The organism is Thermogemmata fonticola, from assembly GCF_013694095.1.
GTDB lineage: Bacteria > Planctomycetota > Planctomycetia > Gemmatales > Gemmataceae > Thermogemmata > Thermogemmata fonticola.
This window is the reverse complement of sequence record NZ_JACEFB010000003.1, coordinates 333,672-352,489: the sequence shown is the minus strand read 5'-3', so window position 1 is coordinate 352,489 and position 18,818 is coordinate 333,672. Positions and strand designations below refer to the sequence as shown.

Annotated in this window: 13 protein-coding genes and 1 pseudogene; 11 read left to right on the top strand and 3 right to left on the bottom strand. The window is 60.9% G+C overall.

The annotated features are described in order from the left end of the window. Nucleotides 1-173 precede the first annotated feature (173 nt). From H0921_RS07440 to H0921_RS07420, 5 genes are all read left to right on the top strand, one after another. Nucleotides 174-1,184 carry a hypothetical protein gene (locus tag H0921_RS07440; protein WP_194537412.1) on the top strand — a complete coding sequence of 337 codons (1,011 nt, stop codon included), beginning with the start codon at nucleotides 174-176 and terminating at the stop codon, nucleotides 1,182-1,184. Nucleotides 1,185-2,313: 1,129 nt separating this feature from the next. After that, nucleotides 2,314-2,649, top strand: a complete 336-nt coding sequence (locus H0921_RS07435; protein ID WP_194537411.1) for a hypothetical protein — start codon at nucleotides 2,314-2,316, stop codon at nucleotides 2,647-2,649. A gap of 76 nt (nucleotides 2,650-2,725) precedes the next feature. Continuing rightward, the gene (locus tag H0921_RS07430; RefSeq protein WP_194537410.1) at nucleotides 2,726-3,028 is read left to right on the top strand and encodes a hypothetical protein; all 303 of its coding nucleotides are present in this window, start codon (nucleotides 2,726-2,728) and stop codon (nucleotides 3,026-3,028) included. Nucleotides 3,029-3,240: 212 nt separating this feature from the next. Continuing rightward, entirely contained in the window at nucleotides 3,241-4,227 is a 987-nt protein-coding gene (locus H0921_RS07425; protein WP_194537409.1) for a hypothetical protein, read from the top strand. Between the two features lie 356 nt (nucleotides 4,228-4,583). After that, a complete protein-coding gene (locus tag H0921_RS07420; protein WP_194537408.1) occupies nucleotides 4,584-5,873 on the top strand; it encodes a hypothetical protein in 1,290 nt (429 codons plus the stop codon). Between the two features lie 74 nt (nucleotides 5,874-5,947). On the opposite strand, the gene H0921_RS17815 is transcribed toward H0921_RS07420, so the two are convergent. Further along, nucleotides 5,948-8,809: an SMP-30/gluconolactonase/LRE family protein gene (locus H0921_RS17815; protein ID WP_228499162.1), complete on the bottom strand. Its 2,862-nt coding sequence runs from the start codon at nucleotides 8,807-8,809 to the stop codon at nucleotides 5,948-5,950. 187 nt (nucleotides 8,810-8,996) lie between these two features. After that, nucleotides 8,997-9,698 carry a ribonuclease HI family protein gene (locus tag H0921_RS07410; protein WP_194537407.1) on the bottom strand — a complete coding sequence of 234 codons (702 nt, stop codon included), beginning with the start codon at nucleotides 9,696-9,698 and terminating at the stop codon, nucleotides 8,997-8,999. A gap of 171 nt (nucleotides 9,699-9,869) precedes the next feature. Between H0921_RS07410 and tsaB the strand changes: the two genes are divergently transcribed. Next, nucleotides 9,870-10,622: a tRNA (adenosine(37)-N6)-threonylcarbamoyltransferase complex dimerization subunit type 1 TsaB gene (gene tsaB, locus H0921_RS07405; RefSeq protein ID WP_194537406.1), complete on the top strand. Its 753-nt coding sequence runs from the start codon at nucleotides 9,870-9,872 to the stop codon at nucleotides 10,620-10,622. A gap of 258 nt (nucleotides 10,623-10,880) precedes the next feature. Here the strand turns inward: tsaB and H0921_RS07400 are convergent, their stop codons facing one another. Continuing rightward, a complete protein-coding gene (locus H0921_RS07400) occupies nucleotides 10,881-11,645 on the bottom strand; it encodes a hypothetical protein (RefSeq protein WP_194537405.1) in 765 nt (254 codons plus the stop codon). A gap of 760 nt (nucleotides 11,646-12,405) precedes the next feature. Between H0921_RS07400 and H0921_RS07395 the strand changes: the two genes are divergently transcribed. From H0921_RS07395 to H0921_RS07380, 5 genes and pseudogenes are all read left to right on the top strand, one after another. Further along, on the top strand, nucleotides 12,406-14,961 hold the full coding sequence (locus tag H0921_RS07395) for a carboxylesterase family protein (protein ID WP_194537404.1): 2,556 nt from the start codon (nucleotides 12,406-12,408) through the stop codon (nucleotides 14,959-14,961). 578 nt (nucleotides 14,962-15,539) lie between these two features. Beyond that, nucleotides 15,540-16,076 carry an ELWxxDGT repeat protein gene (locus tag H0921_RS07390; RefSeq protein ID WP_194537403.1) on the top strand — a complete coding sequence of 179 codons (537 nt, stop codon included), beginning with the start codon at nucleotides 15,540-15,542 and terminating at the stop codon, nucleotides 16,074-16,076. Nucleotides 16,077-16,105: 29 nt separating this feature from the next. Next, a pseudogene (locus H0921_RS18510) lies at nucleotides 16,106-16,756 on the top strand (ELWxxDGT repeat protein); the annotation flags it as partial. A 168-nt stretch (nucleotides 16,757-16,924) separates the two neighbouring features. Next, on the top strand, nucleotides 16,925-17,176 hold the full coding sequence (locus H0921_RS17810) for a hypothetical protein (protein WP_228499194.1): 252 nt from the start codon (nucleotides 16,925-16,927) through the stop codon (nucleotides 17,174-17,176). 720 nt (nucleotides 17,177-17,896) lie between these two features. Continuing rightward, nucleotides 17,897-18,814: a rhomboid family intramembrane serine protease gene (locus H0921_RS07380; RefSeq protein ID WP_194537401.1), complete on the top strand. Its 918-nt coding sequence runs from the start codon at nucleotides 17,897-17,899 to the stop codon at nucleotides 18,812-18,814. Nucleotides 18,815-18,818: the final 4 nt, after the last annotated feature.

Sequence of the window (18,818 nt, the reverse complement as noted above, 5' to 3'; positions counted from 1 at the left end):
AAGGACAGTGGCGGTGCTATTGCATCTGGACAAGGTTCAACTGAAATGGTGAAATGTGGCTATCAGGTTAATATCGACCCTTTCATGTCAAATCAGGCAGAAGCTGAGAGTTGGAAGTGGCGTTCGGGTCAGGTCAGGGTGGTTCCAACTCAGGATCGAAGGGGGGTCAGGCGATGCGTGCGGTGGCATGGGTGACTTTGGGAGTGGGATGGGTAGGGCTGATGAGCCAGGCGGCGCAGGAGGCGGAGGCATCGCAGTGCCGGGAGGCGGTCCTGGCCCATTGGCGTGCCCTGTCCCAGCAAATCCAGACTTCGACCCAGACGTGCGAGGTGGAGTTTTGGCGGCCCACCGGTGATCGGCCCCTGGAGATGACCCGCAAGGATGTGGTGCGGTATGTGTTGGCTCCCGGTGGTATTTTGATGGAATACACCTCGATCGAAAATATCCACACGAATAAGCATCAGAAAATGTATGATTTGACTTTGATCAATAAGCATTACCAAGCAGTGTTAGGTCGATCCTCACAAACAGGAGAGTATGTTGTGTTTCATTGTGAGTTGCACGAGGCGCCGGAGAAGGGGGATGAGGTGCAGCAGAAGTTGCCGTGGACGATGTGTGCGAATGTGCCGTTGGGAGTGTTGCTGGGGCATGGGAGTGTGACGGCGGTGCGGTTGGAGCGGCCGAAGGCGGGGGTGGTACGGCTTCATTTTGTGTGTCAGGGTCGGGAGAAGGCAAAAGCGGGAGCGGAGGATGTGGCAGCGGGTATCCAGGTGGGGTATGTGGATTTCGACGAGGGGGAACCGTATCGGGTGCTGGGGTATGAGTATAAGCGGGAGACGAAGGTGAGCCAGTTTGTGGATGTGGGGAGCCTGGAGTATGGAGAGCCGCAGGGTCAGTTTCCGGTGGTGAGTCGGCAGACGGTGGAGCGGCAGACCACGCGGTCCAAGTTTGGTTCGGGGAGGAGCCGGGAGGTGTACATTTACGATATATCCTACAATCAGGTAATTCCGGATGATGTGTTTCGATTGTCGCATTATGGTTTGCCGGAGCCGGTGGGGGTGGTGTGGGAGAGGCGGACGCCGGTGTATGTGTGGCTGTTGGTGGCGGCGGGGGTGTTGCTCACCTTGGCGGTCTTCTTCCGCTGGCTAGCCCGCCGTCTGCGCCGCCGCCCCTCGGAGGGGTGAGGGAGAAGGGCAGGGGAGCTGGGTCGCATCTCGGCGGGGTGGAGGGCGACGGAGCGGCGGACCAGACGACCCTTGTGTGGGAATCGCGGTGTTGGTGGTGGCCCTGGCGGCGCTGGCCACCCGCCCCGCCTACGCCGAGGACCCGTTACCACCCCCTGATCCCTGCCCCTGCTTGCCGGAGGAAACCCTGGAGGAATGCTTAGCCCGTTGTGCCCAGCGACAGTTTAGCTGTTATGAGGACTGTACATGTTCAAGAGCTAGATGTGTTGGATTGTGTGACGCGGGTGTACCACGGTGCGATGTGGAATGCCAATGTTTTTCATATTGGTCCGAAAGAAACGGGCAGGTATGCAAGTGTCAACGGAGATCGTGAAATCCACATAGGATAGGTGAGTAAAACCTAAAAAGAAAAAATTTCTCCTTTACCAGAGGACCAGAAATGGAACGATTGGCTTTGCTACTTGTGGCTGCGGCTCTCCCAAACCAAGGGGTTGATCCTCCAGGATTGACCCTACCTGGCTTACCGGAGGCTGCAGCCACGGCTTGGGAACGATATCGTCAATTTATTCCTCGGCTTCAGGGAACGATTACATATGAGTTCAGCACGGTCGATCCGGGAAGAAATGGAGGCCTGCCTGTCCAGTGGCGTGTGGTCAAGCAGGTTCGGCAACGCCCCGGTGCTGCTCTCTGGAGAGAGAAGAAGGAATCCCCGGAAGGCGAGGAACAAGTTGTCTTGACCAATCGGCAGTATTCATGTTCTTTACGTCGACGAACAGGAACCGATCAGTGGCTTTTAGAACAAATCGTTTATCAGTATGATGCAAGACTCCCTGAACTTGATGGTACCGTTTCGGAATCTATCCAAGGGATGACATCAGGACATTATGTATTGTTAGGGGATTACTTACCAGATGCACTCAGATCAGATGCGATTCGTATCATTCGCGTAGATCCCGCATATTCGATGGAAGGTCGGACGTTCACTCGGATTGAGCACACGAGCAATCCTAAGGGCGGCTCTAGGAAGCCACCGGATGGAGGGCGGCTTCGGGATGGGTGGGTTGTTTTGGACCCAGAGGCGGGTTGGTGTATTCGTGAGGAAGTGCGTCGCTATGTTTATGCAGATGGTGTGAAGGAAAGTCGTAACTGGTTTGATTACACCATCAACACTTCGGGCTACCCTATTCTCCGGCAACATCGGAACATAACCCAAGGTCAGACGGATGGGGGAGCGACCTTCCGGTTCGAGGTTGTCAGGCATCTGGAGCTGAGCGAATCCGACGATCCGCCGGAGTGGGAGTTCACTTTGTCGGCGTTTGGTTTGCCGGAGCCGGTGGGGGTGGTGTGGGAGAGGCGGACGCCGGTGTATGTGTGGCTGTTGGTGGCGGCGGGGGTGTTGCTCACCTTGGCGGTCTTCTTCCGCTGGCTAGCCCGCCGCCTGTGTCACGGCCCCTCCGAGGGGTGAGGGAGAAGGGCAGGGGAGCTGGGCCGCATCTCGGCGGGGTGGAGGGCGACGGAGCGGCGGACCAGGCGACCCTTGTGTGGGAATCGCGGTGCTGGTGGTCGCCCTGGCGGCGCTGGCCACCCGCCCCGCCTACGCCGAGGACCCGTTACCACCCCCTGATCCCTGCCCCTGCTTGCCGGAGGAAACCCTGCAAGAATGCGAAGCCCGTTGCGGCTTTTGGTGGAGACGCTGCCCCGATGCGGTTGTGGATCCCTGCCCTCTCAACAATGGCCGAGGAGCATCCGCTTGTGGCGGGATTGGTTGCTACGATCCCAAAAGGAATCGGACATGTTGGTGCGAGTATGTATCATCCACGGGTGAATGCTACTGTCCTCGGTGATAGGGAGTGAATGACTCGAGATTTTGCCCCCGCTGTGTTGCTCTCAAATCAAGGTAAGAGTACGCTGGAATCAGTCTATGCTCTTCGTTGGGTGTGAAGGGATGTTTTCAGTCCCGTTTGAATTTGCTGTTGGATGACATCACAGTGGGACCCTTCGTCAAAGAAGCCGAAGGTACCCTAGAGGCATTTCTCTTCAGCGAGAGGAATCCGACATGAGGCAGATGGGCCGAAGCATGCTTGCCGTAGCCCTCAGTGGAATGTTCTCTTCGATGGCGGCGGTTGCCCAGGACCGTGTCGAGGCTCAGTGGCTGGAGCGGCTTCAGTCGGAGGGTCGAGCGGCGATGCGGAACTATGAGGAGACTGTTCGCAGAATCGAGGAAGTGAGCGAGCTAACATATCGGCAAGTTGCGGGTGAAAGAAATGTTATTCCAATTCAGGAAAAGACGGTCAAGCGACGCCTTGTTCGTGTGGAGGGAAATGTGTTGTTGGAACAGTCAGTGGTGTTTGAGGGAAGCAAGGAAGGTCCGTTGTTGCGGTTGGAGTGTGTCAATGAGCGATACAGTTTTACTTTGGGTCGGGCTTCTGAGGAGTCCGCTTATATGCTGACGGATTATCGGGAAGGGGCGTATGAGTGGTTGATGCCACCGACGGCTGGATTGCATTATGAGGCCTATGAGGCAATTCAGGGGCTGTTGAAAGCGGTGGACGGAGGTGGCAAGCTCTTAGCCCTGGAGTGGGATGACGAGCGGCAGTTGGTTCGTGCCAAGTATCAAAAGGTTGGTGGTGGGGGGAAGGTGGATTTGACGAACGAGGTCTGGCTGGACCCCCAGTATCATTGGCGGGTGGTAGAGGAGAGGCGGACCACCCCAACAGCCACGGGAGTGACCCAGTTTCATTATGGTCATGCGATTGGTGATTTGACATTTCCTGTAGAGATGGTGGCCATCACGACTTACAAAATACCGGGTGCCCCGGTGCTGCGGGTGGAGGGTCGCACGAGTCGTATCCAGCGGGCGAATCTGCCGGTGGAGCATTTTTACATGAGCCATTATGGTTTGCCGGAGCCGGTGGGGGTGGTGTGGGAGAGGCGGACGCCGGTGTATGTGTGGCTGTTGGTGGCGGCGGGGGTGTTGCTCACCTTGGCTCTCGTCTTCCGCTGGCTAGCTCGCCGCCTGCGTCACGGCCCCTCGGAGGGGTGAGAAGAAAGGACTAGGAAGCCTCGCGGTCCTTCGGACGGGGTGAGAAGAAGGTCAATACGGCTGCGCGGCCATTCGGAGGGGTGAAAGACATCAGGGGTGGCTGCCCTGCGGAAGAGTGGGAGGCTGAGAGATGAGGAAAGGGGTCCGGTGTCGGTGATGGACGCGCCTGATGCCCAGGGTTTTGATGTGGATTCCTCGGTGAAATTGCGAACTCGACAATCCCCTGGGTCATGGATTCCCGTCACAAACTGCTCTTTTCTGAAAACAGCCCATCGTGCTAATGCTGAACTGGGTAATTGCGGCAGCAGGAAGGAACACGCCGCGGTGGGAGCATAACCCAGCGGTGAGGACAAGCCATGAGAAGGGTGGAGCGGCAGAGTTGGTGGTGCGGGTTTGCTGGTTTGGTGGTGCTGATGATGTTTGCCACCTTGGGGTGGGCGTGCACCTTTTGTGGCGGGGGTTTGCGCAGCCGGCCGACGTGGCGGCAACAGGCGGCCAGTGCGACCTGGGTGCTCTACGGTTCGCTAGCCAATCCGCGTTTTGATCCGGGCAGCGAGGGGGGAAGCACGGAGTTCCACATCCGCGAGGTGCTTCGAGGGGAAAGGGGGCGGATGCCACCGCGGCAGATTTTACTGCCCGTGTATCTGCCGGTCATTGGCAATGCCACACCGCGGGATTACGTAGTGCTGGCGGATTGGCGCGGGGGGCGATGGGTATTGGCCGGAGGATTCCCCGCTTCGGAGGCAGCGGTCGCTTATCTGAAAGGGGTGTTGCAGTTGCCGGAACAGGACACGGTGGCACGATGCGCCTACTTTTTCCGGCACTTGGATCATGCCGAGGCGGCGGTGGCGGCAGACGCACTGGCCGAGCTGGGGCGCATTAGCGATGCGGAGTTGTATCGGGCGGCTGCCCACGGGGCCTTTCCGGTGGCGCGGCTCCGGCAGTTGCTCCGGCACCCCCGGCTTGCTCCGGAAGCCCAAGGCATGTTGGCCTACCTTCTGGGCTTGTGTGGGCAGGTTCCCCAGGATGCCGACGTGTTGCGGGAGTTGTGGCAGCAATGGTCGTCGTTGGGGGGGGCAGCGGGATCGCCTTCGCCCGGCAGTTCCGCCTTGTCCAGTGACAGCAGCGTGGGCAGCGGCCTTCTGACCGGTTTGATTCTGCTGGACCCTTCCCTGGGGTGGCGGCTGGCCTGCGAGGTGCTGCGTGATCCGCAACGCCCGTTTTCGCAGCGCTGGGCTGTGTTGGAGACTCTCCGCTTTTTTCAAGCGTTCCGTCCTCCGGTTCTTTCGGCTCCGGAACCGGGACCGAAACGGGAAAGTGCCGGTCTGCGGCGGGATCACCGGGCGGACCTCCTGCGCTGTTATGCCCTGCTCCTACGGCAAGGGGACCTGGCCGATCAGGCGGTGGAGGACCTGCGGCGCTGGGGCTGGTGGGACTTGACAGCGGACATCTTGCGGCACTTCGACGCCCCGACGCATCAGGCCCCTATCGTTCGCCGGGCCATCGTCCGCTATGCCCTCAGCGCTCCCGGTCCGGAGGTCCAGGATTTTCTCCGGGAGGTGCGGCGGCGCGAGCCGGAGTTGGTCCGCTCAGTGGAGGAACTCCTCCGGCAATACGAGCCGGCAGGAAGCAAGCCGCGGCGCTGATAGGAACCGGTGCTGCCCGGTTTTGACTCCGCCGAGTTGATGGTGACAATCCGCCGCCCTCAACGCTTGGACCCTCAGCGTTTGTGTTCAGGCTCCGCCAAGCGGATGCGGTAGAGGCTTTTGCCGGCGGTGATGTAGAGGGTGCGTTTGTCCGGTCCGGCGAGGCAGCAATTGCTTGGGGTTTCGGGGGTGGGCAGGAAGGCGAGTTTCTTCCCGTCGGGGCTGAAGAAGTAGATTCCTCCCTTGTCTCCGGCTCCGGCGGCGGCGAGGAGGATGCCTTCCGGTGTGACGGTCATCCCGTCGATGCCGCGCTCCCGCCCGAAGTCGTAGAGCACACGGCGGGGTCCCAGGGTGCCGTCGGGCCGAACGGGGTAGGCCAGGAGCAGGCGCGGGCCGTCCGGCTTGTCGGAATGCTCCGCCACGTACAGCGTCTTCCCGTCCGGTGACAGGACCAGGCCATTCGGCTTGACCGTGTCCTGAGTCACGCGCGTAACCGTGCCATCGGGGTCCACACGGTAGACGGATTCGTGATCCAGCTCGCGCGGTTCCTCACCGACATAGCGTGGATCGGAGAAGTAGATGCGTCCCTGACGGTCCAGTGTCAGGTCATTGGGGGAGTTGAAACGCTTGCCCTGGTATTTGTCCGCCAGGGTCCGAATGGTGCCGTCTTTTTCGGTGATGCTCAGGCGGCGTCCTCCGCCGGTGTTGGCCCCTTCGCAAGCGATGAGGCGGCCCTGAGCGTCGAATTTCAGGCCATTGGACCGGCCGCTGGGATCGCGGAACACCGTGGTTTTCCCAGTGCGGGGGTCGTACTTCATGATGCGGTTGCCGATGTCCGAGAAGTAGATGCAGCCGTCGGGGCCTTCGGCGGGTCCTTCGGTGAAGCTCCCCTCGCTCCAAAGTTTTTCCAGCCGGGCGGAGGGAGCGATAGGTCCGGGGAACTGCCAGGATTCGTCGAAGAGGCCGGCGGCCACGGGCACCGCCTGTTCCAGCAGTTTCTGGCTGTCCCCCGCATGAGCGGCGGGCAGGCGAAGAACGGCCCAATCTCCTAGGCGCGGATAGAGCAAGGCGTTGGTGCCGCGCAGGTCGGCTTCCCCAAAGGTGTGCCCGCTGTTGATCACCACGTAGCGCTGGGAGCGCAGCGGATGAGGATAGATCAACACAGGCAGGTGCGTGGCCGCATCGTAGCGCACGCCATTGACGATGAGGTCCCGTTCAGTCCAGATGATGGGCAGGTGCGGGAGCAGGCGGGCGATCAGGGGGTTGGACCAGGGCGTGCCGAAGAGGACCAGATGGGCATCGTGCTGTTGGGGATCATAGCGTTCGGGCGGGAGGCGGGGGAGTTCGCCGCGGAAGTAGCGCTCCCAGAGTGCAGCGAAGCGTTGCAAGGCCGCGGTGGGCCAGCCATCCTCTTGCAGCGGTCCGACGACCCGGAAGGGTTCCCGGAAAGCGTCGTCGATGGGGCCTTGGAGGCCGGGTGTTTTCTCCGGGGCGCGTTGGAGGCGATCGGCCAGGGCGGCTTCCGCCACTGGCTGCCAGCGTCCATGGGTGCGTTCGCACAGAATGGCGGCTTGTCCCTGGGGCCAGCGGAGCGAGACGCCGTCGAGAATGACCCGCTGGGGAACTTTGTCCGCAGGCGGCGTGAACCGCAATCGCCGGACGTTCTGCGTCTGAAGGGTGACTTCCTGCGGTCCATAGCGAAGATCGACCACGGCCTTTTCGTAATGCTGCTGCAAGGCGAGGATTTCCAGACCGGCGCAGCGGTGGTAGCGGGTGGTCCAGGTGACGAAGCGGAGATGTTCGCCGGTAGCTACTTCGGGCTGCTGGAGGTAGCGGCGGTACTCGGCTTGGGCTTTCGCTTGCCACTCCGGCGGCATCTGATGCTGCAAGCCGGGAGCCACGAGATGGGTCAAGCGCAGGGGCAGCGGGAAATCCCGCAGCGCTTCGATGATGGTGTCAGCGGCGGCCTTCTGCGGGTCCTTTTCCCCACTGTAAGTGACGATGGGAACCAGATAGGCATTCTCGGCGTAGCGCACGGCATCATAGATGCGCAGGCATTTTTCCTGATAATCCGGCAAGGGGTCGGGCAAGCGCGGAACGTAGCCATGCGTGGTCGTGAACCCCGCGCCAGGTCCGAGCACACGAAAGCGGCAGGGATGATGCAGGCCGATGTGCCAGGTGCCCGCTCCGCCCATGGAAAAGCCGCGGAGCACTACCTGCTTCGGGTCGCACTGCGGTCCTGCCCAGCGCTGGAACGCCTCCCACGCCTCGAAGACGTCCGTTTCTCCAGCCCAGCGGTAGGCGTTATTTCCTCGGCCATACACTTCCAGTTGGATGAAGTCCGGCGGGGCGGCCACGGGAGTTTTCGGGCTGTGGTTGGCCAGGAATTTGGCCTCCGTCAGGCTGGCGTCGCGGCCATGCAAGACAATATCCAGCCGCCAGGGTCCCCGCCCCGGTTGACCGTAATCCTTCGGCAGGAGCACGGCGTAGGGTTGGAGGGAGCCATCGATGCGGGAGCGGTACGCGCGCACCGTCCAGCGGCCGGAAGTATTCCGCCACGGCGCCTGGCCGTCCTGAGCTTGCCGCGCCCGTTCCAGACCTTCTTCCAGAGTTTGCAGCGTCCAGCGGACGCTATTGGTGTGCAGCCATTCCTCCCAGCGGACGATGTTCTCCGCCGCCTTCAGATAGATGGCCACTTCGATCCAGACCTCCTCGGCCACGCCCCGGCGCTGCAACTGCTCCACCGCCTGCCGCAGGAGATCGGTCTGCTCGCGGATGCGTGCCAGGGTTGCGGCATCGGGCCGCCAACTCGCAGGGTCACTGCTCTTCTTCTGGACCGGCTTCTTCTCCTGGGCAGTTAGCTCCCACCCGCTGGTTCCGGAGCCAAGCATCAGCATCAGAATGGTAAGCAGACTGGCGCGCAGCTTTCGCTTCATGGGGCTACTCCTCCTCAGCGTGGTTTTCTATCAACGGAAAGCACATTCCCCTTCGGAAAGCGTGCTCCCCTTCGGATGCCTATGACATCGTGTTTCCCGATTTTGTGTCCCGAAGGTGGTCCAAGAAGCTTCCCGGTTTTGTGTTCCGAAGGCGGTCCAAGCATCAGGTGTGTCCGTTCCGGTATTGCTATTGTTGCTGGGAACGGCGCGGTCGATGCAACAAGCGATGCTCTTCCAGAACCGATTGAATCTGTTCCCAAACCTGGTCCACCGGCAGGGCGGGCAGTCCCTGGGCTGCCCAGGTCTGGGCTGCCGAGTGGAGGATGGCATGGATGTCGTGGTAGGCGGCGGAGGGCAGGGGCAGGCGTGCTGGGCCATCGGAGGGCGCGGAGTCCGCGGCAGGAGGCCGAGGTCGGTCCTGTGGCGAAGCGGCTTGGGAAGATGCGGCGGCAGCATTGGAACTTGGCGGTTCCGACCCGGCGGCAGAAAGCCGGCCATCGAGAGCGGCATTGGCCAACCGGTCGGCCTCGGCGTTCTGGTCTCGCCGGACGTGCGTGAAGGTGACCTGCTGGAAGTGCGGGAGCAGCTCGTGCACCGCCTGATACAGCCGTTGCAACTCGGGATGGCGAACGCGGTAGTGCCCCTGCATTTGCTTGACTAACAGTTCGCTATCGCTGATGACTTCCAGGCAGGGAACCTTGTGTGCCGCGGCCAGGCGCAACCCTTCCAGTAAGGCCGTGTATTCCGCGACGTTGTTGGTAGCGGTCCCGATGGGGGCAGCCTGGGTCAGGGGAGGCTGGCCGGGACGCTGTAAAATCACAGCGTAAGCCGCAGGACCGGGATTACCCCGCGCCGCGCCGTCAATGTACAAGCGTGTGCCTTCACTCATGGATGACCGGCGCTCCTGGGGGAACCCTTCCGGCATTATGGGCTTTGGGCTTTCGCATGGCGGGATGAACCGAGGGGAAGCAGGGCGGTTGCCGGGGCCGATGGCTTGACCCGCCGCATGGCCTGCTGCTTGCCTGCTGAGGATTGTACACAGCGCCGGGAGCTATCGCCTATGTTCGATCCTGTTGATTCCTCGGCCACGATGCCAGAGGTGGTTTCGAACGGCGGGTCAAACTCAGGAACGAGCGATCCATGGCTGCTGATCGAGACTTCCGGGCGTACAGGTCAGGTCGGCCTGGCTCGCAGGGGAGAAGTTATCCTGAGCCGCCTTCTGGACCCCTCCCGGCGGCATGCACGGGACCTGACCCCGGCGGTGGTGGAGCTTTTGCAACAAGCCGGGATCGCCCCCGCAGCGTGCGCAGGTGTCATGGTGAGTTTGGGTCCGGGCAGTTTCACAGGTCTGCGGGTGGGGGTGATGTCCGCCAAGACTTTCGCCTACGCTACGGGTTGTGCTCTGCGGGCAGTCCCCACCTTCGCGGCTGTGGCGGAACAAGCGCCGCCCCGCTGCACGCCCCTCTGGGTGGTCGCCGATGCCTTGCGCGGCCACGCTTATGCCCAGTTGTTCCAGCGTTCAGACCACGGGTGGGAAGCACAAACCGAGTTGCTCTTGCTACCCTGGGAACAGTGGCGCAGCCACGTGGCGGCGGAGGCCTTTGTCAGTGGTCCCGGTGCCCTGCAAGCCGCGGAACACTGGCCGGAACTGGCCCTGACCCCGCCGGAAACCCACCATCCCACCCTCCAGGGCTTGTACGCTGCCGGTTCCCGCATGCCCGACCTTTCCCGCAGTGAGCTGTTCGCTCTGGAGCCGCTCTACATCCGCCCCAGCTACGCCGAGGAACAGCGCCGCCCGCCCTCTTCACCCTGAACTGTTCCAACCTCCCCCCGATCATGCGGAGACACTAACCCCAGCGGTGCGTCCCCCTGCATGGACTTTCCCAAATTGGTATTCCCAAAGCGCGCTCCAAGTTCGGCTTCGGCTGGCATTCCCAAGCCGGAGTTCGGTCGGAACCCCATGTCACCCCGTCTCCGATGAGTCGCCGAGGCGAGCAGGGCAGACAAGAAGGATCGCCCACGCGGGCGAATAGGGGACGGAGAGCAGCGGCAGGCCCTCAACCGCTGCCTCTCAGCGGATAGCAATAAACAGGCCTGCTAGGAATGCTAGCACCACGAGAGTGAAGGCAATGACCACAATCGAGGTCAGCCGCTGGACGTATTCGCTGGGCGGCCCGCGGTGGTCCAGGATCATCGTGGCATCTACGCCGGTTGCGGCTTGGGAGCGTTGCTTGCGGGACGGCTGCATGTCCTGAATTGGTCCCAAGAGAGAATCGATGTCCCGCTCAAACAGGGGCGGTTCATTGTCAGCGGGCGCGGGTCGGGCGGAGCGGGGCTTGGCCGCTTTCTCCGCCGATCGGACCGCAGGTTTACTGTCGCGCGGCGAAGGTGGGGAAACGGGGGGCGGTGCCTTGTGTCCCCCTGCTGGAGCTATCCCAGTTCCTGCGGGCGGGGGGACCACGACCTTGGACGGCAGTGGAGGGGGAATGGCCGGTGCCGGAGGGACTGCACCAGCCAAAGGACTCACAGGTAGAGGCGGTGGTAGGGAGACGGAAGCGATACCAGCGGCTGGAACCGACGACGGCAGCGGGGGAGGTTGCAGCGGGGGAGGCAGCGGCGACAGGTCCAGCGGTGGAGGCTGCAGCGGCGCTTGGCTGCTCCCTCCTGTGGAAAGGGGAGGGAGGGGCGGAGGTGTGCCACCTTCCACCGGACGGGCTTGCAACGCTGGGGAGGAAGCGGCTTCTGGAGAAGAACGTTCGGCCAAGCGCGCCGTGGGGTTGCTGTCCACCTCCGGCACGCGCACTTCCTGCCCGCAGCGCGGACAGGTCGTCATCATGCCTGCTTTCCGCCGGGTGATCGACAGGCGCGCCCGGCAGTGAGAACAACGGAACTGAATCGGCATTGCGTCTCGTTCCTTGGACTCAACGGTGCTCGCTCTCAGATCGTAGGACGGACGGGCAACAGCCCGCACCTTCCGGGAATCCGCAGCGATCCTCCTTCCCGCCCACTGGACTCTCTGGATTCGTGCACATTGAACATGCTCCCCGGTTGAGCATGCTCCCCGGAGTTGGGGCGCTTCTTTCTTTCCGATTCGATGGAGTAAAACCCCTCTGGATCTTCAGCTTCGAGACCGGCGCTGTTCCCGCGCCCCTCTTGGTCGCTTCGAGCGGCAGTGTTGGTGCGGAATCGCCCTGCCTGTCGGATCCCTTCACTGAAGCCGCTAATAACTCTCGCTCTGGTTCGTTTATCAATATAGCTGACGCTTGCAGGGAGTGTCGAGGGAAGATGCCGGGAACTCAGAAGCGATACCCTAGAAGCGATCCGGGAACTCAGAAGCGATACCCCAGAAGCGATGGCGAGGACTGGGCGGCTTTCTGGCGGGGTGTCCAAGCCGGCTTGGCTGGCCCTGGGGAGAAACGGGCCGGCTTGATCCGCCCCGGCAAACCGGAAACAATGAAGGCATCCTGGCCGGGCAGGGAAGGACGGATTCCCGTTTCCCTGGATTACCGATGCGTGATGGCTGGACAGCCGGGTGGCAGCGAGGAAGCTATTCCAGCGACGTGGTTCAAGGATTGATCCCTATTGAGGACAGGCCCATGGCTAAACATCTTGTGCGGCATCCGAAGAGGCGGCTTTGGGGGGGAGCGGTCGGCCTGCTGCTGCTGGCAGGTTTCTTGCCTGTGTGGAGCCAGGATGGGGAAGAGGTCGTGATTCTCCGGGATGGGTTCATCCTGCAAGGGTCGGCGCGCAAGGAAATCACGACGGTGGTGGACAAGGCCAGTGGGCGGATCGTGCCGATCGTCAAGGACACTGGCTTCGATCTGGTCGATGAAGGGCCAAAGGTCGTGGTCTTCAGCGAGCACGTGCGGCAGAAAGGCGCCGTGGCACCGCAGGCGAAGTTGCGCCCCAAATATCGGGCGTACCGGCAGGAGTTTGTCGGCCGGGTTTCGTCCTTTCCCCTGCCGGCGGGGATGAAGTTGCTGGAGGCGCCGGAATTCAACGCTCAGTGGCGCCGCCGGATCAAAGTCAGCACCCCCATCAGTTTCGAGCACATCGATCAGCAGATCACCTACATGGACCCGCATTTCATCTACATCGTCTCGTCCACGCATACCTGGCGCGTAGCCTACCGCACCAGCGAATGGGACCCCCAAGTGGTTCGCAAGCTTCTGTTGATGCACCCGGAACTAGCGGAAAAGGAAGGGCAACCGGAGGCGAGCAAGCGGATTGCACTAGCCCGCTTCATGCTGGAGGCCGGCTGGCTAGCGATCGCCCTGGAGGATATCGAAGCCATCCGCAAGGCCTTCCCTCAGGGAGTGCCGGCTGAGGACAAGGAAGCCTTCGACACTCTGGTGCGTGACGCCAATACCGCGATGGCCGACCTGGTGCTCAAGGAGGCCGAAGCGGCCCTGGCAGCCGCCCGGTACAACTATCTGCAGGAACTCGGCTCCGCCTTCCCCGCGGACAAAGCCCAACCGGCCCAAATCGAGCGGTTCACGGCCATCTTGGCCCAGGGTAAAACCTTGCGGGAACGGTATCAGCAAGCCCGCGCCGCCCTCCGCCGTCTCCTCGACGCCTTCACCGGTTTGGATCAGGCGCGCGGCTGCCATGCCGTGGCGGGGGGACCAGCCCTGCTCTTCTGGCCCCGCAAGGCCCTCTCCCCCAGCGACGCCCTCTTGGTGCAAGCGGGGGAAGCCGTCTATGCCGAGCTGCATCCGGACCTCGTCGAGCGCATTGACACCTTCCTGACACTCTTCGCGCAGACCCAGCGGGAACTCCAGCAAGGCCGCGACCCCACGCACAAACCCCAGGAGCTTTTGGCGGCAGCCGTCAGTGGCTGGATCAAAGGCCGCAATGGCGCCACTCCCAATCCTCAAACGGCCCTGCGCCTCTGGCAAGCTCGGCTGCTGGTGCTCGACTACCAGCGCAGCCCCGATCTCAACAGCCGACGCGAACTGCTCGCCCGCTACAGCCAGAGCCAGCCGCTTCCCCCAGAAGAAATCGCGCAGATCATCATGCTGCTGCCTCCCGCCGAGCCGGAACACCTCCTCTTCCGCTCCGGGGAACCGCTTTCTGCGGGAGCAGGCTTGCCCAGCGGTATCTACCGCCGGATCACCCCTTCCACCCCGGACAACCCGCGGGGGATTCCCTACTTGCTGCGTCTGCCGCCGGAGTATCACCACGGCCGCCCCTGGCCCGTGCTCATCGTTTTGACCCATACGACCATCCCTGCGGCCGAAGCTCTGGCCAGTGTGGCCCGCGAAGCGGACCGCTACGGCTACATCCTCCTGGCTCCGGACTGGACCAACGCCTTCGACTCCGGCTGGCGCTGGCAAGGGGACGACCACGCCTACGTCCTCGATGTCCTCCGCGACGCCATCCGCCATTTCTGCGTGGATAACGATCGGGTTTACCTTCTCGGTTATGCGGAAGGTGCCAATATGGCTTTGGACGTGGGCTTATCCCATCCTGACCTCTTCGCTGCTCTCGCCGCCTTCTCCCCGCGCCCCAAATGGGCCAACTTCCTCTCGGAATACTGGACCAACGCTCAGAAGCTCCCCTGTTACATCGTCACGGGGGAACTCTCCGGCGACTCCCTGCAAAACACCCGCCGGCTGTTTGAGAAGTGGATGCCTCGCGGCTTCCCGGCCCTCCTCCATGTTTACAAAGGCCGCGGACTGGAACTTTATCCCGTCGAAATCCCCACTCTCTTCGACTGGCTCCAGCGCAAGCGGCGCGTCAGCGGCACCGCCACTCTGGCCCTCGGACCTATTGCCCGCCCCCCCTGGACCACCATGCGCGCCAGCGACAACCGCTTCTACTGGCTCGGAGCCGAACAGATCGAACCCCGCCGCCTCATCGATAACCTGGCCCCCGGACGACTCATCGTCCCGGCCACCGTCCAGGGCGACATCCTCGGTGACAACCTGGTGACGTTACGCACCCTCGGCATCCAACGGCTGGCCCTGCACTTCACCCGCGATCTCATCGACTGGAACAAGCCGGTCCGCATCACGATCAACGGCAACTCCCCCCTGGGGTATCGTCCACAGCGGCTCGTCCCGAACCTGGAGACCCTGCTGGAGGACTACCGCCAGCGCGGCGACCGCCGCAACCCCATCCTGGCCAAACTGGAACTCGACATCCGCTAACCCGCCATTCCTCTCCAGCCCCTACCCGGTCGTTCGAACGCTTTTCTCTGGGGCCGTAGTTTGCACACGGACATTCGCACGACACGATGTGGTAAGCGAAGGCAGCCGCCACGCCGGAGTCGAAAGGGTTAGGATGTCAAATGAATCAACTCTGGTGTTCAGCCTATTTGCTGGAAGGGAATGCCGGGAGAAGGGAGCTGTCGAAGTGGCCGCGGTCCTGGGCGCTGCGGTCCTTTGGGTGGTGGCGAGCCATCCGGAGCTTATTTGTTAGTTGGCAATCTGAACGATCCGTCGAGATACGCACCTCTTCTTTCCGGCCAGCAAGCGGCGCTGACCCTGCAACCTCATACCATTTTCTCCCACTTCACCCAATCTTGCGGAACGATTCCGCGCCGTTTCCAACTCCACTAAGGAAATGTCAAAGATTGGAGATTACGATCGAAATATTTTATCTTGACCACTCAAAAACTCACAGATATAATCTTGAATAAATCTAACGATAATTTATATATTGTGAAGCCCCCTAGCCCTTGAGGAAATCCCCCATGAAGTATCTGCTTCGCTCGTAGGTACGCCGCTTGTTCTCGACGGGTTCTGCTCGCACTATTCGCCGCTCTCCAGCCTTGCAGGTGGAGGCTCTGGAGGATCGCACCACGCCGTCGGTGGTCGGGGTGAAGATGATCCAGGACATTGCCACCGGTTCGGGAGCATCCTATCCGGCCTATTTCACCGAGGTCAACGGCGTCGTGTACTTCGCGGCCACGGATGCCAGTGGCGACCGGGAGCTGTGGCGGACAGACGGAACCGCAGCAGGTACCTGGCGCGTGGCGGATATCAACCCCATTGGCAGCTCCAATCCCCGCTATTTGACGAACGTCAACGGTACTCTGTTTTTTACTGCAGACGATGGCAGCCATGGCCGGGAGTTATGGAAGCTCGATGGCACGACAGCGAACCTTGTCAAGGATATCCACAGCGGTGATAGCTCTCATCCTCGTTGGCTGGTCAATGTCGGCGGAATCTTGTTTTTCACAGCCAATGATGGAACGAATGGTCGAGAACTGTGGATGAGTGACGGAACAGAGGCCAATACCCTTCTCGTGAAGGATATTTAGGCAGTTCCGATCCCCGGTACTTGGTCAATGTGAATGGGACGTTGTTTTTCGCAGCGGACGATGGAGTCCTAGGTGGGGAGTTATGGCGGAGCGACGGCACAGAAGCAGGCACCTCCGTGGTCAAGGATATCCATCCGACTGGTAACTCCTATCCTCGGAATTTGACGAATGTGGAAGGTACGCTGTTTTTCAGCGCCTTTCATCCTCTATATGGTCGGGAGTTATGGCGGAGCGACGGCACAGAAGCAGGCACTTCCATGGTCAAGGATATCCATCCCGCTGGAAGCTCCAACCCCTCGTACTTGGTAAACGCCAATGGGATATTGTTTTTTAGTGCCAATAATGGGACCGATGGTATAGAATTGTGGAAAAGCGATGGCACCGATAACGGAACTGTCTTAGTCAAAGATATCAATCCAAGTATAGGCAGCTCCAATCCATCCTATATAACCTATGTGGATGGTGCGATATTTTTCGTGGCCAACGATGGTATTGCGGGGCGGGAGTTGTGGCGGAGCGACGGCACGATAAGTGGAACCTATTTGGTTCAAGACATCACTCTAGGACCTGTTGGTTCGCACCCCCGATATTTGACGAATGTCGATGGTATATTGTATTTCAGTGCAGATGACGGTGTGAATGGACGAGAGCTATGGCGTAGTGATGGAACTATAACAGGTACTGTTCTGGTAGCAGATATTAATCCCAGCGGCTGCTCCTATCCTCGATATTTGACCAATGCTGGAGGAACATTATATTTTGTCGGAGATAATGGAAATAGTGGTCGAGAGTTATGGAGAATAGCACCTTCAATCACTTTTCGTCTCGAGCCTCCACTGAGAGTAAGGATGGGTCAGCGTTTCCGAGTCCAGGTGATGTTGTTGGATCAGCATGGTGATCCGTGGCCCGTGTCTAATGTGGCGATCCGTTTGAGTTTGCGGGCGGGCAGCGGGCTGAGCGGGACACTGGTCAAGCGGACGAGCATTCACGGCCTGGCGACGTTCGGCGACCTGGTGCTGTCCCAGCCGGGGCGCTACCGCCTGGTGGCCCGCTTGGGCAACGGCCTGCAGGTCCTCTCCCGTGTGATCGTGGTCAGATAGGAGTGATGAGAATCGTGGTCAGATAGGAGTGATGGGAACCGAGAGGCTATCTCTCTCCGCCGGGTAGCGGAAGGTGGCTTTGGGCCGCTCCGGCCTCGGGTGGTGGCGAGCCATCCGGGGCCGCGGTGTTTTTGGCGGGTAAACTGGACCAAACCGAACGGGAAGAAAAGCAAAAGCGGCAGGCGGAGAATTTCGTCCTCGGCCAGAACGTCTAGCAATCGGCAAGTTTAGGCCCTTGAGGAATCTCCAAGTCGCCCCGAGGAAAAAATTTTTGGTTTTTTGGTTGACAACTCCGATTTTGTGGGACATATTTATAGTAACTGATCACCCTATCAGTAGACCGTGGCGCTCGATTCGACCATCGGTGTGAAGTGGGCGCGGAGACGATGGGGGAAGGAAAGGTGGGGGCGAGACCTTTCCTAATCGAGCGATAGGGTCGGCTGGCGGGTGAAAGTTCCATTCCGCGGAGGGATGGACGGAAACGGTAGCCAGTGAGTTACGACATCGGAGGGATGAAGCGATGATCCGTGTGACATCTATGAATGCAGCGAAGAGGGTGAAGAAAAGTCAGGCAGGAGTGCACTGGCAAGGGAGGGCGGCGCTGCCTCGATCTCAATTACGGGTTGCTCTACGAAGGAACAGCCAGGAGGAAGCATTTGAGGTGGCCGGGCGGTTTGCTATGCTGAACACAGCCAAGCAGGCCGGTGGAGGAGAACGGGTATGGGGATCATGGACCGGGACTACTATTCCGAAGATCGGCACGGGCGCTGGGGGCAGACGTGGCGCGGATGGGGCGTGGCGGTGTGGATTATTGTCCTCACGAGTGTGGTGTTTCTGTTGCAGCATGTGGGCGATGTCCGGAACAATCCGCTGCTGGGATGGGGGGCTTACCATCCTCGACGGGTGGTAGCCGGGGAAGTTTGGCGTTTGGTGACCCCGCTTGTGCTGCATCATTCGATTTGGCATCTGTTCGCCAACATGCTTTTGGTGTATTGGGCGGGGAGCCGCCTGTCGGCCATCCACGGTGAAGTGGAGTATGGGGTGTACTATGTGCTGGCAGGCGTGCTGGGGTATGCCGTGGCGACGGGGCTATATGGGGCGGGTGTGCTCGCTGGGGAGCCAGCCGTTGGTGCCAATGCAGCGGTGGCGGCGACCCTGGTGCTCTTTGCTTGTCATTTTCCCCGGCAGCAGGTGCTCTTGTTTTTTGTGCTTCCCCTGCCGGTGTGGAGCATCGCGGTGCTCTACGTGGGTTTGGACCTGCTGATCATGGTGGGGAACGGTTGGCAGACAGCGGCGGCCATCGACCTCGTGGGTGCGGGTTTCGGCTGGCTCTACTATCGTTACAATTGGCATTTGACAGGGCGGTGGTGGCCGGAGAAGAAGCGGCGCGCAAGTTCTTCCGTTCGGCCTGTGTTGCGTGTGACCACTCCGCCCGACAGCGACAGCGTGGTGATGGAGGGTGGCTCCGGGGAAGAGGCCGCGCCATCAACCGCGTCGTCCTCTTCGACAGTCGATTTCGAGGCCGAGGTGGACCGAGTGTTGGCGAAAGTTTCCCAGTACGGCCAGGCGAGTCTGACGGCGGAGGAACGTGCCATCCTCTTCCAGGCGAGCGAATTATATAAAAAACGCCGTCGCTAAAGCA